This window comes from Streptomyces sp. NPDC028722, from assembly GCF_040637655.1.
GTDB lineage: Bacteria > Actinomycetota > Actinomycetes > Streptomycetales > Streptomycetaceae > Streptomyces.
In genome coordinates this window covers 1-14,692 of record NZ_JBEZWU010000021.1, presented here as the reverse complement: position 1 = coordinate 14,692, position 14,692 = coordinate 1, and the positions used below count along the sequence as shown (strand labels likewise).

The following is a 14,692-nucleotide window of genomic DNA, read 5'->3' as shown; positions in this document are numbered from 1 at the left end:
CACGGTTGTACATCCATTGCGAGAACCATGGGAAAGGACATCAGCTCGCCGCGGACCCGTCGGCTGCGCGATCCTCCGCCTGCGGCGGGTAAATGCTCGGGTCGTCGAGCGGAAGCTTGAGCCATGACAGCATCTGCCTCAGCTGATGGTAGGCGCGTAGCCGCTGCTCGTCCGTATCCTCCCGCTCGGCCTCCTCGACCGGAGCCCAGAGCCGCGGGACCATCACCGGCCCGATCTCCAACAGCCCGCCGCTGCCTCCGGTCGCCCACCTGGCCAGTACGTACCGGACGATCGCACCGACGGGAATGTCCAGATTGCGGGACATCCCCCGTACGGTTTCGAGGGGGTTGAGCAGTCCGTAGCCGATCACGTCCGACTTGAAGTTGGCGTGCGGGTCGTCTTTGTCCCAAGTGCCCTTCCAGGGCCGCAGGCACACGACGTCGTGGCCGTCCTCACTGGTCCAGATGTCGTCCAAAACCGGTTCGTCGTCCACCGGTGCTCCTCTCCGGTATCCCCTGGTCCACACGATCGTTGCGGCATCATCCGGGGCACGCAAGCACGGCCGCGGACCGGCGCGGAGGAGCAGCGTTCCGCTGGACACAGCGCACCCGGGCGGGTGATCCTCTGTCCTGCCCTGACCGAGGTCGACTCGGTCGAAAGCTCGCACCACACGCCTCTCTCCGCTCCTGTATTTGCGACTCGCGCTGCCGGCTGCCGTCAGCACCTCCGGACAGATGGGAAAGGGCACGTTGAGAAGAAGCATCACCACGTCACGCCGCCGCGACGCCACCGACTCCGGGAGAATGGCCCGCAGAGCCGTGCTCGCCAGCACGATCGGCAGTGCTATCGAGTGGTACGACTTCTACCTCTACTCCACGGCATCGACTCTGGTGCTGGGCCCGCTGTTCTTCCCTCAGCAGTCGCCCTCCGCGGCCACGTTGGCGTCATTCGCCACCTACGCCGCCGGGTTCGTGGCCCGGCCTCTGGGCGGTGTGGTCATCGGGCACTTCGGGGACCGGGTCGGCCGTAAGTCGATGCTCGTGCTGACGCTGCTGGTGATGGGAATGGCGACGTTTCTCGTCGGTGTCCTTCCCACCTATGAGCAGGCAGGCGTCTGGGCTCCGGCGCTTCTGGTCACCCTGCGCGTCATCCAGGGGATAGGGATCGGCGGCGAATGGGGGGGTGGGGTGCTGATGACCACCGAGCACGTCCGCCCGGACCGACGCGGCCGGTTCAGCAGTTTCCCGGCGGCCGGCTTTCCGCTCGGCCTCGCGGCCAGCACGGGGATGATCTCGCTCGTGGCGATGTTGCCCGAGCGGGAGTTGCTCTCCTGGGGTTGGCGGCTGCCGTTCCTGGCTTCGGCGGCTCTGGTGGGGGTGGGCACCGTGGTGCGCCTCGGGGTGGCCGAAAGCCCCGAGTTCGTCGAGGAGCGCAAGGGCGGCGGACTGGCCAGAGTGCCGATCGCCGGTGTGCTCAAGGAGCGTCCCTGGCAGATACTGAAGGGAGCACTGGCCGCGCTGGGTCTGGCCATGATCGTCAGTACGTACTCGGTCTATCTGCCCGCCTACGCCTCCGTCGGCCGGCCCGAGGCCCGGTCGGAGCTCCTCAACGGGCTGATGGGCGGAGCCGTTCTTGAGGCCCTCCTGCTCCCCGTGTTCGGCATCCTGTCCGACCGGTTCGGACGCAGACGGGTCATCCTGTTCGGATACGCCGTGTGCGCCCTGGTGATCCTGCCCGCGCCGCACTGGCTGACCTCGGGCAACAGCAGCCTGAGCACACTCACCTTCGTCTTGGCCATGGGCGTCGGCCATGCGGCCGTGTACGGCGGTTTCGCCGCGTTCCTCGCGGAGCAGTTCCGTACCAGGCACCGTTACTCGGGGCTGGCCCTCACCTATCAACTCGGTGCTACGGTCGCCAGCTTCGGGCCGCTGGTGGCCGGCGCACTCGCCGGCGGCGAGCACACGACGGCGCCCGGGAGGTATCTGCTGCTCGGAACGCTCCTGGCGGCAGGGATCGCCGTAGCCAACACCCGTTCAAACCTCGAAGGGACTTCCAGGAGTGCAACTCTCAACCACGCCCAGGGAGCTGCAGTCGACACTGATCGATCTGTACGCGAAGCGAGCCGAGGGACTGGCGGCCCATGATGTGTACCGGCAGCACATGAAGAACCTGTTCACCACGCCGAGCGTGCTCGACCAGCGGGAAGTGACCCGCTTCCAGGCATCGGTCATGGATGTGATCCCGGAAGACATCCGGATGCTGGAGATCTCCCCCGTGGCCGCACTCGGATCCAACAGCGCGCTCTCCGGGATCAGCCAGAAGACGGTACTGGGCACCATTCGCAACACCGAGGTGGTCGCCGATGCCGTGTCCGTACTCGCCCTGGAACTGGCGAGGCAACGCAACGCCGAGCCCAACGCCTGGGCCGGAACTACGTTGGGCACGTTCCACCGCGAACTGCGCACTCAGGTTTACAAAGAACCCCAGTACAAGCCCCACTATCACGCGCTGAGCCTGGTCCGGGCCGAACACGCCCCGAACTGCGATGACTTCAAGACCAGGAATCTCGCCGAGCAGATCGGCATCTACCTGGACGTCATCGACCGGGGCCGAAGCATCGGGTACGGGGCGGACCGAGTGACGGTCAACGTCTCCAACCTCCGTATCGTTGAACTCGCCATCAAAGCTGCGGGTTTCGATCGGGACGTCGTACGGCGTCAAGCACGCACGGTGGGCTTCAGCGTGTTCGATGCGGTGGGCGTGGCCCTGCCTAAGAAGATTCCACTCGCCGACCTCAATACGATCGTCGCGACACTGCCGAACACCCTTGCCCATCTGAATCGGCCGCTCGTCTACGCGGGACGAATATTCGGGGATGCGATCGCAGAACTGGCAAAGCGACGCAGCCTGGACTCCGTCGACGTTGTGCTCGATCTGGACCGGCACGCGGGGATGGGCTACTACCAGGACCTGTGCGTGAAGATATCGAGCCGCAACCTCAAGGGCGAGACCTATGAGTTGGTCGACATCGGTACCAACGACTGGCTGAGCCGGCTGACGCACCGCCGTGCGGACCGGCTCATGACGGGTGGTATGGGAACGGAGCTCTTCATGACGTTCTTCCGGGACCCCCATGCATGACGCTCATGGCCCCCGGAAAGGGCACATCAACCTCGTTCTGTTCGGGAGGTGACCACGTAGGTGCGGTGCCCTCGCTCGAGGGCGACCAACCGGCCGATGCCGACTCCGCAGGCGCCATGACACAACGGAAGTGCCGGCCTGGGCATCCGGGACACAACCAGGCTTACGGGCCCGTCAAACGCCCTCGTAGCGAGCCGAGTTGGCGTTTTATCGGCCAGACGTCTTCGCCGATGCTTGACAGTCTCATGGTCCGGTGGACAACGATGCCCACCATGCTCTCCGCACTCGGCTTCCCCAAGGTCGGACCTCATCGTCGCCTCGTCTTCACGATCGGGGTCGACGCGCTCGGCACTGGGGCGTGGCTCCCGCTGTCGGTAATCTACTTCCTGCGTGTCACACCGCTGGGACTCGTCCAGGTAGGTACCTCGATCTCCATCGCTTCTGCCGTCGGATTGCCCGCGACAGTCGTTGTCGGCCAGGCGGTGGACCGTTACGGCGCCAAGCGCGTCATGCAGGCGGGAAACATTCTGCAGCTGGCGGGGTTCGCGGCTCACCCCTTCGTGAGTGCCTTCCCCGGGGTCACATTGGCGATCGCACTCACCGCGCTGGGCCGCTCCGCGTTCTGGGGAACGTACGGCCCTATCCTCACAAGTGCCTGCCCTCCGGGTGAGCGCGAGCGGTGGTTCGCCCTGTTCGGGGCGACTCGCAATACGGGCTTCGCCGTCGGCGGCCTGTTCAGCGGCATCGTCGTCACCATCGACCGCCCCGCGGCATATCAGGCGGCTGTTCTGATTAATGCACTGACATTCCTGGTCGCATACGTTGTCATGCAACGCGTGAAGGTACCCGAGGTCGCATCGTCGAAGGCCGATGAACCTTCTAGGAATGGCAGCTGGCGAACCGTACTGCTCGACCGCGGATACCGATGGCTGATCGGTTCCGGATTCTGTTACTCGATGACCATCATGACCCTTAACCTGGTCATTCCAGTTTACGTCGTGGAAACCCTGGGCCTGCCGGGCTGGATTTCCGGTGCAGCCTTCGTCATCAACACCGTCATGGTCAGTTTGGGGCAGGGGATCGTCGTCAACTCGACGATCGGATGGATCCGGTCGCGGATTATCATCGTCGCTGCAGTGCTCTCGACCTTCTCGTTCGTCGCACTTTGGGGCGCGGGCCTGATGGCCCCCTGGGCGGCCGCGACAACGATCCTCGTGGCCACCGTCATCTATACACTGGGTGAGATGACGGCGGACCCGGTACTGGAGTCTCTCTCTGCGTCCGCGCCACCCGCCGAGCTGCGTGGACGCTATGTCGCGGCCTACCAGCTGGCCTGGGCCATCGCTTACGCCATAGCCCCGGGTCTGTATTCCTGGCTGCTCAGCGTCGGCAGCCTCGCGATATGGGGAGCGCTCGCTGCGATAGCGCTGGCCAGCGCGGCTTTCTGCCTGCCGATGCACCGTTCGCTGCCGCTCGCCGGGATGCGGGTGCCCGGTAGTGAAAATGTCTCCCAGGCCCCTTGATCTCGTCTTCGACCGCACTCGCCGGATCAGCCGGCTCCGGGCCCCATTATGGCCGGGATGCGGGGACCGACCGGCGGCGAGCGCGAAAGCGCCAGGGCCTGGTGCACCCCGTGGCACGCGCCGAAGGTGCTTCGGTCCGCCCTGACGTGGGCTGATGCCGGCGCGGGAGACTGGAGGGGCGTGGTGCCCAGAGCCGTCCACGGGAACCGTGCAGTCTTGTCCCCATCGGTGACACAGCCTGACCACCCACACACCAGGTGCCCCGCGGTCACACCGACCACCGGGCACCCAACACTGCCCGAACCACCCCTGAACCGGACCTGTTTACACGTCGGCTGCCGGAGTCGTGATATCAGACGTCAAGGATGACGCGTGCCGCCGGGCTGATGCGTTCCAGTGTCTCCTGGCGGATGTACGCCGCCTGGTCCAGCTGCTGGGTGTTGGCGCGGCGAGTGAAGTACGCGTGCATCACCCGCCGCGGGCGATCGGTGCGATTCAGTGTGCCGCTGTGCCACAAATGGGCGTTGAAGACCATGACAGAGCCGGCTTCGGCGAGGACCAGCTTCTCGTCAGGGCGCCGCTCGGCCGGGTCACGCATCACCTCGGCTGCCGTCCGGCCCCACCGGTGCGATCCGGGAACCACCCGCGTCGGACCGTTCTCCATCGTGAAGTCGTCGAGGAACCACTGGCTGTTGCACACCTGGTAGCGCCCCGGCAACACCGGCCCGGCCGGGTCCCGGGTACCCGGCAGCCAGTCGGCGTGCAGCCCCTGGTGCCCGCCACCGGGCAGTACCGCACGGCTGCTCACAGAGGAGAGTTTGAAATCGTTGCCGAGCACCTGCCTCACCGCCCGCAGCAACAAGGGATGCGTGTAGCAGATGTCGAAAATTTCCCCTTTGTTGACGAGATCCGAGACCCGGTCGCACCCCTCTTCCTGCCCCACTTCGGTCCCGGCCCGATCTCCCTCCTCGGCCAGTAGTTCATCGAGCCGCGCCCGGAAGGTTTCGAGCAACTTCCGTGACATAATTCCTGGTAAGAACACAAAACCGTCCTCGTCCAGTTGCCGGCTTAGCTCGGGGTCGAACTTCACATCGTCCACCCCAAGGTCTGCCAGAGCGCGCAGCATGTCCACGATATCGCCACCATCCCAACCATTGCATCGCTTGGTGGAGCATCTTGCAACGACCAGATCATGTCAGGTCGATCATTTCCCTGCAATCAATTCGAGAACCGGGCTGGTGCCGCACAGGCGGCGTTGTTGAGGTTTCGAAATGCGACGAGTGGCGTCCTCCGCGCCAGGAAACGTCCTGCTTCGCGAGCGCGACGCACCCGGCCCTCGCTGCTCTTCGCACAAGTTGGGCACGGCCGGACAACACGACACGGCAGGGTTGGCGCAGCAGCGCCTGGTCGGCTGCGGAAGATTGCGCGCATCCGAAGGCTGTAGCTAACGTGCATACACGCCGCGCTCTTCCACCTCATCGTCATAGTGGGCCGTCGGCATCGACGTGCCCGTCGGACCGGAACCGTTCCGGGCCGCCTCGCGCAGCGCCTGCTTGGCGTACGCCGAAGCCCAATGGACCGGCATCGACCCCGCAACCTCACGATCCGCTTGCACGACTGGAATACCCGACTCATCTACTGACAACTCGCCGACAAGCGGCAGCACGCCCGGATGCGGCGGTGCTCGTCGTCGACGACGGCACGACGGCATAGGCCGTGCTGGAGCGGGAAGCCCGGCAGCCGGTTCTCGGTGCGACGGCAGCGAGCCGGCCGCGGAGCCGGTTAGGCGAAACCACCCCCGAGCCGACGGCGCAAGTGAGGCCGGTCCGGCTCGACCTACGCGAAGGAGTAGGCAAGCATGCTGATCTTGTCGTTCAAGGAGGGGCACGACAGCGCGGTCACCGCCATCGAGGACGGCCGACTGCTCTTTTCGCTGGAGGCGGAGAAGGACTCGTTCCCGCGCTACGACACGCTGACGGCGGAGGTGCTACAGGCTGCCGCAGAACGCCTCGATCGGCTACCGGACGTGATCGCGATCGGAGGCTGGGTCAAGGGCACGCATTCGGTCGAACCGCCCTCTCAGACCGGTTACTTCGGGGTCGGGGCAGGCTCGATCACTGATCGGACGGGCCGGTTCTTCGGGCGTGACGTCCGAGTCTTCTCCTCCACGCACGAGCGTTCGCACATCATGTCCGCCCTCGGCCTGTCGCCGTTCCCGACAGGTCAGGCTTGCTACTGCCTGATATGGGAGGGAAACATTGGTTCCTTCTACCACATCGACGAGAGCGGTGGAGTCACACACCTCAAGCACGTCATGGCCGACCCCGGTAACAAGTATGCCTACCTGTTCGCCCTGGCCGACCGAAACTTCCCCGTGAACAAGGGGTTGCTGCGGCTTCAGGACGCTGGTAGGCAGATGGCACTGACCGGTTTCGCCCGCCACACCGCCACCACGCCGGAGGAACAAGAACTGATTGACTTCCTGCTGGCGCAGGAGCAGATCATCCTCAGTCTCGGCAAGGACGAGATGTCCTGGACTCGGTTTCGGAATATCGGCGTAGAGTCCCAGGAGTACAAGGACCTGGCGGCGAAGTTCTCAGATGCCATCTTCGATCGGTTCTATGCCTACGCTGAAGAACATCTCACCGACGGACTGCCGCTGCTCATCTCCGGGGGCTGCGGGCTCAACTGCGAGTGGAACCGCCGCTGGCGCGAATGCGGGCTGTTTCCGCAGGTGTTCGTCCCACCATGCCCGAACGACAGCGGATCCAGCCTCGGCACAGCGATCGACGCCCAGCTGCACTACACGGGCTCCGCAGCGGTGGACTGGGACGTCTACGCCGGCGACGACTTCGTCCAGGACGTCGAGTTCGACCCGTCGCGCTATGAGACCAGGCGGCTGGACTACGCGGAGGTCGCACGGTTTCTGGCCGACGGCAACATCATCGGCTGGGCACGCGGCCGTTGGGAAATGGGACCACGGGCCCTGGGCAACCGGTCGGTGATCGCCGCGCCGTTCACCGAGGAGACCACCACTCGGTTGAACAAGATCAAGCAGCGGGAGAGTTACCGGCCCATCGCACCGATCTGCCTGGAAGAGGACGCCTCCAAGTGGTTCGAGGGTGCGATCCCGGATCCGTACATGCTCTACTTCAGCAGCGTACGGTCGGACGCCCTCAAGGCCGTCACGCACGTCGACGGGACCGCACGCACACAGACCGTGACGAAGCATCAGAACGCTGGCATGGCTACGCTGCTCACGGCCTTCCGCGACGTTACCGGCTTCAGCGTCCTGTGCAATACCTCCCTCAACTACTCCGGCCGCGGCTTCATCAACCGCACCAGCGACCTGGTCAAATACGGCGAACAACACGGACTCGACGGTTACGTGGTCGAGGACACCTTCGTGATCCCGCGGACCCCGCAACTCTGAGTAGGATCAGGGACTGGCGCGACAGCTCATGCTCCGTCTCCAGTCCCCGCAGTGCATTGCGCGTCAACCCGCACTATCTCGGTTACGCAGCCTACCGGCCCTCCCCTGATCTCGACTCAGAACAGGCCCTCGGAGCGGTACCGGATGTCCTCGCGATACTCCTGCGCCTGTTTCTGCACGGGGAGCGGCAGCTCACCGACCGCCAGGTCGGCGAGCGTCACGCGTTCCAGAACCTGGCGCAGGCTCACGCGCACTGCCCGCCACACGTCCGGCAGTGCGGCCGCCGCACCCGGGTAGCTGAGGTCGCTGAGTTTGAGATCACGGAAGCTCGCAAGCGAACCGTCGATGGCACGGACGACGTCGGCGATGGAGATCTCCTCCGGCGGCCTGGCAAGCCGGTACCCTCCCTCGGGGCCGCGACTGCTGTGCACCAGACGATGCTGGCGCAGCTCGCGCAGGATCGACAGCAGGAAACGCACCGGTATGTCCTGGGAGGCGGAGAGTTGCTCAGCCTTCCGCGGTGACTGCGGACTGCACGCGAGTTCGGCCATCGCCCGTATCGCATAGTCAGTCCGAGCCGTGATCCGCATAAGCATCAGCCTCCGTGAGTCGGTCGGGGCCGCGACAGGTGTCTTTCGGTCAACCTGCCATCCTTCTCGTCAATTGACGAGCCGTTGCGATCACCGCGTTCTGCCCCCGTTCATATAACCAATCGAATTGGTGGAGAATCCCTGTGGAGGTGCAGATGCGCGGCACACGCGGTCACGTCCCTCACCGACTGGTTGTGGTGGGCGCCGGAGCCTCCGGCACCATGGTCGTCGTACACGTCGCCGATGAGGCGGTCCGGCGACGTGAGCCGGTGGAGCTCACGGTGGTCGATCCAAGCCCGCGGACCGGAGTCGGCGTGGCCTTCGCCACGGACGATCTGCGGCATCTTCTCAACGTGCCTGCGGGTGGCATGAGTTGTCTACCGGACCGACCGGACCACTTCGTCGACTGGCTCGTCCGGCACCGCGCCCCCTCCGCGACCGCCCGCTCCTTCGTCCCTCGAGGTCACTACGGCGATTATCTCGCCGCCACGTCGGCCGCCTTCGTCGAACGGGCGGCCGGCCTGGTGACCTACCGGCGGTTGCACACGCGCGCGACGGCATGCGCCTGGCGCGGCGACCGCGCCGAGGTGACCCTCGCCGACACCTCCCGTGTCGCCGCCGACAGTGTGGTGCTCGCGACCGGCCCGCTGGCCGGCCAGGCTCGGTGGGCATCGCCGGAACTCCGTGCATCCAAGCGGTTCCTGGGCGATCCCTGGGATCCCGAAGCGCTGGCGGGGCCGGTCGCGGACGAGACGGACGTACTGCTGGTCGGCAGCGGCCTTACCGCCGTGGACATCGCTCTGACCCTCGCCCGCCCCGGCCGTACCATCCATGTCCTGTCTCGTCACGGCCTGCTGCCCCACGCCCATGCCGTCGCGCCGCTGCCGCCCGTGGAACCGGTGGAGACCCTGGACGGGCTGCCGTTGCCCCGGCTGCGAGCGGCGGTTGAGCGGCACATCCGACAGGTGACTCGCGCACAGGGCGACTGGCGTCCGGCCGTCGACGGTCTGCGGCCGCTGACCTCCCGCCTGTGGAGCGCGCTGGCGGAGGAGCAGAGAGCGGAGTTCCTGCGCACCGACCGGCACCGATGGAACGTGCTCCGACACCGGATGGCACCGGAGACGGCGGAGGCGGTCACCCGGCTCAGAACTGCCCGGCGACTGCGTCTGCACGTGGGTGAGGTCACCGGAACCCGGATTGGTCCGGACGCTCTGACCGTCACGCTGACGGGCTCGGCACCCGTGCGAGTCGGCTGGGTGGTGGACTGTTCGGGGCCGGGTCTCCGCCCGATCGATTCCCCCGATCCCTTGCTGACCTGTCTGCTGTCCTCGGGGCTGGCCGTTCCGGGACCGCTGGGGATCGGGCTGGCCAGCACTGCCGAGGGACGGCTGCGGTCCCACGACGGACACCGCTCGTTGTGGACACTTGGCGCCCATCGGCGTGGCGAACTGTGGGAGACCACCGCTGTTCCTGAGATCCGGCAGCAGGCCGCAGGTCTCGCACGATCGATTCTCGATGCGGTCCCGGCGGCCCACGCTACCGGGGCCTGCGCGCGGGCGGCCGGGCGGACCGAGAACAGCCCATCCGGCCGCGACCAGGCGACGGCCGTTGTCACATCCCCGTCTTCGGCCCGAGCCTGTCGCCCCTCGGGTTTTACGGTGTGGCTCACCGGGCTGCCCAGCGCGGGAAAGAGCAGCGTCGCCCGGGAGCTGGCCTCCCGGCTACGGTCGGAGGGGCGCCGGGTGGAGGTTCTCGACGGGGACGAGATCCGCCCCAATCTCTCGTCAGGGCTCGGTTTCTCCCGCGAGGATCGCGACACCAACGTGCGGCGGATCGGAATGGTTGCCGAGGTACTCGCCCGTAACGGTGTCATCGTGCTGGTACCGGTCATCGCGCCCTACCGAGCCAGTCGGGAGAGCGTTCGACTGCGCCATGACCTCGCGCGCATTCCCTATCTGGAGATTCATGTCGCGGCGCCTGTGGAGGTGTGCTCGGTGCGGGATGTGAAGGGGCTTTACGCCAAGCAGGCCGCCGGTGCGATCCGGGGCCTGACGGGTGTGGACGACCCGTACGAGGCACCCGAGCGACCACATCTGCGTCTGCACACGCATCGCGAGTCGGTCTCGGTGTCGGCGGACGCCGTCCACGTGATGCTCACCGAACGAGGGCTGATATGACCGCACTTGTGCCGAACGCTGCACCGCTGCCGACCGGCGGCGCACACCTCCTTTCGCACCTGGATGTGCTGGAGTCCGAGGCGGTGCACATCTTCCGTGAGGTGGCGGGTGAGTTCGAGAACCCTGTGATCCTGTTCTCCGGGGGCAAGGACTCCATCGTGATGCTGCACCTCGCGCTGAAGGCGTTCGCCCCGGCGGCGGTGCCGTTCTCGCTGCTGCACGTGGACACCGGGCACAACTTCCCGGAGGTGCTGGAGTACCGCGACCGCACGGTCCGGCAGCACGGGCTGCGCCTGCACGTCGCCTCCGTGCAGGACTACATCGACCGCGGTGTGCTCAAGGAGCGCCCCGACGGCACCCGCAACCCGCTGCAGACGCTGCCGCTGACGGAGAGGATCCAGAGCGAGCGGTTCGACGCCGTCTTCGGCGGCGGACGCCGGGACGAGGAGAAGGCCCGCGCCAAGGAGCGGGTGTTCTCCCTGCGCGACGAGTTCTCCCAGTGGGACCCGCGCCGGCAGCGGCCCGAGCTGTGGAACCTGTACAACGGCCGCCACGCGCCCGGCGAGCACGTCCGCGTCTTCCCGCTCAGCAACTGGACCGAGCTGGACGTCTGGCAGTACATCGCCCGCGAGGGCATCGAACTGCCCCGGATCTACTTCGCGCACGAGCGCGAGGTGTTCCGGCGGGCCGGCATGTGGCTCACGGCCGGCGAGTGGGGCGGCCCGAAGGACGGCGAGACGGTCGAGAAGCGGCTGGTGCGCTACCGGACCGTCGGTGACATGTCCTGCACGGGCGCCGTCGACTCCGACGCCACCACGCTGGACGCCGTCATCACCGAGATCGCCGCGTCCCGGCTCACCGAGCGCGGTGCCACCCGCGCCGACGACAAGATGTCCGAGGCCGCGATGGAAGACCGCAAGCGCGAGGGGTACTTCTAACCATGAGCACCACGACGACCGAGGTGCTCTCGGCCACCACCCTGCTGCGGTTCGCCACCGCCGGCTCCGTCGACGACGGCAAGTCCACCCTCGTCGGCCGCCTGCTGCACCCCGGCGCCGGTTCATCCTGGCCGACACGACCTGCCATGTGCAGTAGACCCGCAACATGGTCACCGGTGTCTCCGCGGCTGAGCTGACCGTGATCCTCGTCGACGCCCGCAACGGTGTGGTCGAGCAGACCCGCCGACACGCGGCCATCGCCGTCTCCCGGAGCACAGAGCCGACCGCTCCAAACGGCCCCCTTGCCGCTGTCCCGCGCCTACCCCGGCGGGCGGCGACCACCGTGCCGCGGGCTCGGTGCAGGCACCTGGCCTCCGTCCTGCGGGTGGCCTGGGAAGTGCGGAGGACCTGGGCGAAGGTCGTGTCGTCGTAGGCCGGGGGCTCCCTGTCCTGGCGCGTCGGACCGCCCGAGCGGCAGGGCCTACAGTCTCCTCGCGTCCAGAGAGTGGCTCGAGCACCACCTCGAGCGCAGCGGCCACTGCCTGGTCCAGGGCATGACCGGTGAACGGCAGCCTGTAACCGCCGAGCACCCGCGTGTCTGGCGAGAGTTCAGCCAGAGCGCCGGCCGCACGGCACAAGGATAAGGCAACCCTGGGACCATCGTCACCGAAGTCAAGAGAAGCATCCGGTAGCAGGCCGTCGCCGGACTTGGCCCGGGCCCGGGCACGACCGCGGAGTACGGCCCGCGCGGCGACCTGTGCGTCGAGCGGGCCCGGCTTTCCCAGCAGACGGCGAGCCGTCTGGCTGAGCGGCTCTCCACAACCGTAGAACGCACACGGTGCGTAGCATGTGGATTGTGAATCTTCCGGCTCGCGTGCGGCAGGCTCTCAACGAATCTGTCCATCCAGCAGAGTTCGAACGGTGCGCTTGTGCCCTGTTGCAGTCCCGGTATCCGGGGTTGTCGGCGGTCGAGGGCGGTCATGACTTCGGCCGTGACGCAGACATCTACTTTCCTTCCGACAGCAATGACCCTCAGGCGCGGGGGCGCCTTATGGTCACTACTGGTGATCCGATCGCCAACGTGCGCAACGGCCTGAATCGGATGCAGGAGGAGGGCTTGCAGGTCGACCTGGTTGTCGTAGCCAGCTCGCGCCCCGTCGACGCTCGCACCCGGAGGGCTCTGGACAAACTGTGCTCGGACCGAGGGCTTCCTCCAGCCCACGTGTACGCCCAGGAGTGGTTCGTTCACCAGTTGGTGCGTGATGCGGCATGGCGGCGGGATCTGTTGGGTATCGAGGGCCGACTCGGCTCCTTGCTCGACGAGCCTTTGGAGGCACCTCTGGTGGCGAGCCCACCGCCTCTGGTGGCGAGCCCACCGCCGCTGGTGGGCAGAGCGAACGAGGTTGAGGCCCTGTCGACTGCGGTGGATGCCTGCCAGGACGTGGTGCTCGTTGGAGTTCCGGGGGTGGGCAAAGCTCGGCTCACCGGTCAGCTCGGCGATCAGGTGGTCTACGTAGAACCCGCTTCGCTGGCTCACCTTCATGACGACCTGCTTCTGGTGCTGCCGAGAGCAGTAGTCGTGGACGATGCTCATGCTCATCCTGATGCGGTGCGTGTCCTGCGACACACCCGCCGACAGACCGGTCTTCTGTTCTCCGCAGTGGTAACGACCTGGCCGGATCGGCTCGATGAGGTGGTTGGCTGGCTGCCCGGGGCGCTGGTCATCAACGTGGGCCCTCTCGAACGGACGGAGATGAACACGTTGGTCACCACCGCGGGTGTCACCGGTCATCGGTCCCGGGCTGCAGTACTCGACCAAGCGGACGGGCGGCCGGGGTGGGCGGTGACGCTGTGCGAGTTGCTGGCCAGTGGGCAGGGCGGGGGCGTCTTTAGCGGCAGAGCGCACGTAGCGCACGTCGAGCGGTACCTGAGTGAGGCAACAACATCACACACGGTGCTGGATGCGCTGGCCTGTGTGTCCGCCCTGGGTGGCGTACCGCCGGAAATGCTGTACGCCCTCGCGCCCCTGGTCGGTGTGGCTCCCGCTGAGTTGTCTGGCATGGTGGAGGGTCTTGCACACAATGGGCTGGTGGAGTCGGTGGAAGACGTTTGGCGTCTGCAGCCGGCGCTGTGCGCGCCGCTGGTAGCGCGCTGGTTCTTCACCAGTCCGGTGCGGCGGCCGTGGGCCACGCTGGTCGATGCCTTCCCCGACCATTCGCTTAACCTTGCGTCCGCGGTGATGTCCGCAGCCGAGGTATTCCCGTCCTCGCGGGCGCGGGCACAAGCAGAGAAGTGGATCCACTCGCTCTCGGCGCCCACGTCTTGGGACATCGGCACCTTCGCCGTCGTGGCGGAGTATGCCCGCTTGGACATCCGGGCGGCCCAGTTCGCGGTGAACGGGGCTCTGGCCGTGCTGGCCACTCCTCGCGAACCCGAAGAGCTGTATGGGATGCTCATTGACCCTCTCGGTGATGCAGCTACCCGCCAACTCATCCAGAGCGCACCTCAGTTCTTGCTGCCGGAAGCGATCGGAGGACTGCTGGCCCTGGCGGTGGGAGACAGGCGGCGTCGGAACTCCACTCCGGATCACCCGCTGCGCGTGCTCAGCGATCTGGCCGGCGTGATCGACCCCGACTTCGGTACGTCACCAGAGATCCGCGCCCGTCTGCTGCGGGCGGTGCTCGACTGGATGCGCCGCCATCGCGCCTCGGGCGAGCAATGGAGCGTGGCCACCGAGGCCCTGGCGGGCATTTTCAGCGTCGAGGTATCAGGGAACCGGCCGGATCCAGGGGCACCTAACTGATCGTTTCAAAATGAGGTTCTGAGTCGTCTCAAGCAGATGATGCTGCATGCGAGTTGGAGTAGTCCGAGGTGGAGGTCGGCGCGTATC

Annotated in this window: 9 protein-coding genes and 3 pseudogenes; 9 read left to right on the top strand and 3 right to left on the bottom strand. The window is 66.5% G+C overall.

The features are described 5' to 3' along the window. Window positions 1-40: 40 nt before the first annotated feature. Window positions 41-493: a DUF6027 family protein gene (locus AB0F03_RS27285; protein ID WP_361996509.1), complete on the bottom strand. Its 453-nt coding sequence runs from the start codon at window positions 491-493 to the stop codon at window positions 41-43. A 325-nt stretch (window positions 494-818) separates the two neighbouring features. On the opposite strand from AB0F03_RS27285, the gene AB0F03_RS27280 reads away from it, so the two are divergent. The 3 genes from AB0F03_RS27280 to AB0F03_RS27270 all read left to right on the top strand — a co-directional run bounded on the left by AB0F03_RS27280 (window position 819) and on the right by AB0F03_RS27270 (window position 4,664). Next, on the top strand, window positions 819-2,144 hold the full coding sequence (locus AB0F03_RS27280; protein WP_361996507.1) for an MFS transporter: 1,326 nt from the start codon (window positions 819-821) through the stop codon (window positions 2,142-2,144). 16 nt (window positions 2,145-2,160) lie between these two features. Beyond that, complete coding sequence (locus tag AB0F03_RS27275) at window positions 2,161-3,141, top strand: hypothetical protein (protein WP_361996505.1); 981 nt, start codon at window positions 2,161-2,163, stop codon at window positions 3,139-3,141. Between the two features lie 272 nt (window positions 3,142-3,413). After that, window positions 3,414-4,664 (top strand): MFS transporter, encoded by a 1,251-nt coding sequence (locus AB0F03_RS27270; protein WP_361996503.1) that lies wholly within the window; start codon window positions 3,414-3,416, stop codon window positions 4,662-4,664. 352 nt (window positions 4,665-5,016) lie between these two features. Here AB0F03_RS27270 and AB0F03_RS27265 read toward each other — a convergent pair whose 3' ends face one another. Continuing rightward, on the bottom strand, window positions 5,017-5,790 hold the full coding sequence (locus AB0F03_RS27265) for a phytanoyl-CoA dioxygenase family protein (protein WP_361996713.1): 774 nt from the start codon (window positions 5,788-5,790) through the stop codon (window positions 5,017-5,019). A gap of 732 nt (window positions 5,791-6,522) precedes the next feature. Here AB0F03_RS27265 and AB0F03_RS27260 point away from each other — a divergent pair. Beyond that, on the top strand, window positions 6,523-8,097 hold the full coding sequence (locus AB0F03_RS27260; protein ID WP_361996501.1) for a carbamoyltransferase C-terminal domain-containing protein: 1,575 nt from the start codon (window positions 6,523-6,525) through the stop codon (window positions 8,095-8,097). A gap of 116 nt (window positions 8,098-8,213) precedes the next feature. Here AB0F03_RS27260 and AB0F03_RS27255 read toward each other — a convergent pair whose 3' ends face one another. Next, entirely contained in the window at window positions 8,214-8,687 is a 474-nt protein-coding gene (locus AB0F03_RS27255) for an Rrf2 family transcriptional regulator (protein ID WP_361996499.1), read from the bottom strand. Between the two features lie 155 nt (window positions 8,688-8,842). Here AB0F03_RS27255 and AB0F03_RS27250 point away from each other — a divergent pair. From AB0F03_RS27250 to AB0F03_RS27230, 5 genes and pseudogenes are all read left to right on the top strand, one after another. Beyond that, window positions 8,843-9,319: pseudogene (locus tag AB0F03_RS27250) on the top strand (FAD/NAD(P)-binding protein); the annotation flags it as partial. 1,014 nt (window positions 9,320-10,333) lie between these two features. After that, window positions 10,334-10,864, top strand: a pseudogene (gene cysC / locus AB0F03_RS27245) (adenylyl-sulfate kinase); the annotation flags it as partial. Continuing rightward, window positions 10,861-11,802: a sulfate adenylyltransferase subunit CysD gene (gene cysD, locus AB0F03_RS27240; RefSeq protein WP_361996497.1), complete on the top strand. Its 942-nt coding sequence runs from the start codon at window positions 10,861-10,863 to the stop codon at window positions 11,800-11,802. The pseudogene cysC and the gene cysD, both read left to right, overlap by 4 nt. Before the next feature lie 2 nt (window positions 11,803-11,804). Beyond that, window positions 11,805-12,061: pseudogene (locus AB0F03_RS27235) on the top strand (GTP-binding protein); the annotation flags it as partial. Window positions 12,062-12,649: 588 nt separating this feature from the next. After that, entirely contained in the window at window positions 12,650-14,605 is a 1,956-nt protein-coding gene (locus AB0F03_RS27230) for a hypothetical protein (RefSeq protein ID WP_361996495.1), read from the top strand. Window positions 14,606-14,692: the final 87 nt, after the last annotated feature.

Coding starts and splice junctions, on each gene's coding strand:
- AB0F03_RS27265 (WP_361996713.1), bottom strand. CDS start 5,790: ATGCTGCGCGCTCTGGCAGACCTTGGGGTGGACGATGTGAAGTTCGAC.
- AB0F03_RS27260 (WP_361996501.1), top strand. CDS start 6,523: ATGCTGATCTTGTCGTTCAAGGAGGGGCACGACAGCGCGGTCACCGCC.
- AB0F03_RS27230 (WP_361996495.1), top strand. CDS start 12,650: ATGTGGATTGTGAATCTTCCGGCTCGCGTGCGGCAGGCTCTCAACGAA.
- AB0F03_RS27275 (WP_361996505.1), top strand. CDS start 2,161: ATGAAGAACCTGTTCACCACGCCGAGCGTGCTCGACCAGCGGGAAGTG.
- cysD (WP_361996497.1), top strand. CDS start 10,861: ATGACCGCACTTGTGCCGAACGCTGCACCGCTGCCGACCGGCGGCGCA.
- AB0F03_RS27255 (WP_361996499.1), bottom strand. CDS start 8,687: ATGCGGATCACGGCTCGGACTGACTATGCGATACGGGCGATGGCCGAA.
- AB0F03_RS27270 (WP_361996503.1), top strand. CDS start 3,414: ATGCTCTCCGCACTCGGCTTCCCCAAGGTCGGACCTCATCGTCGCCTC.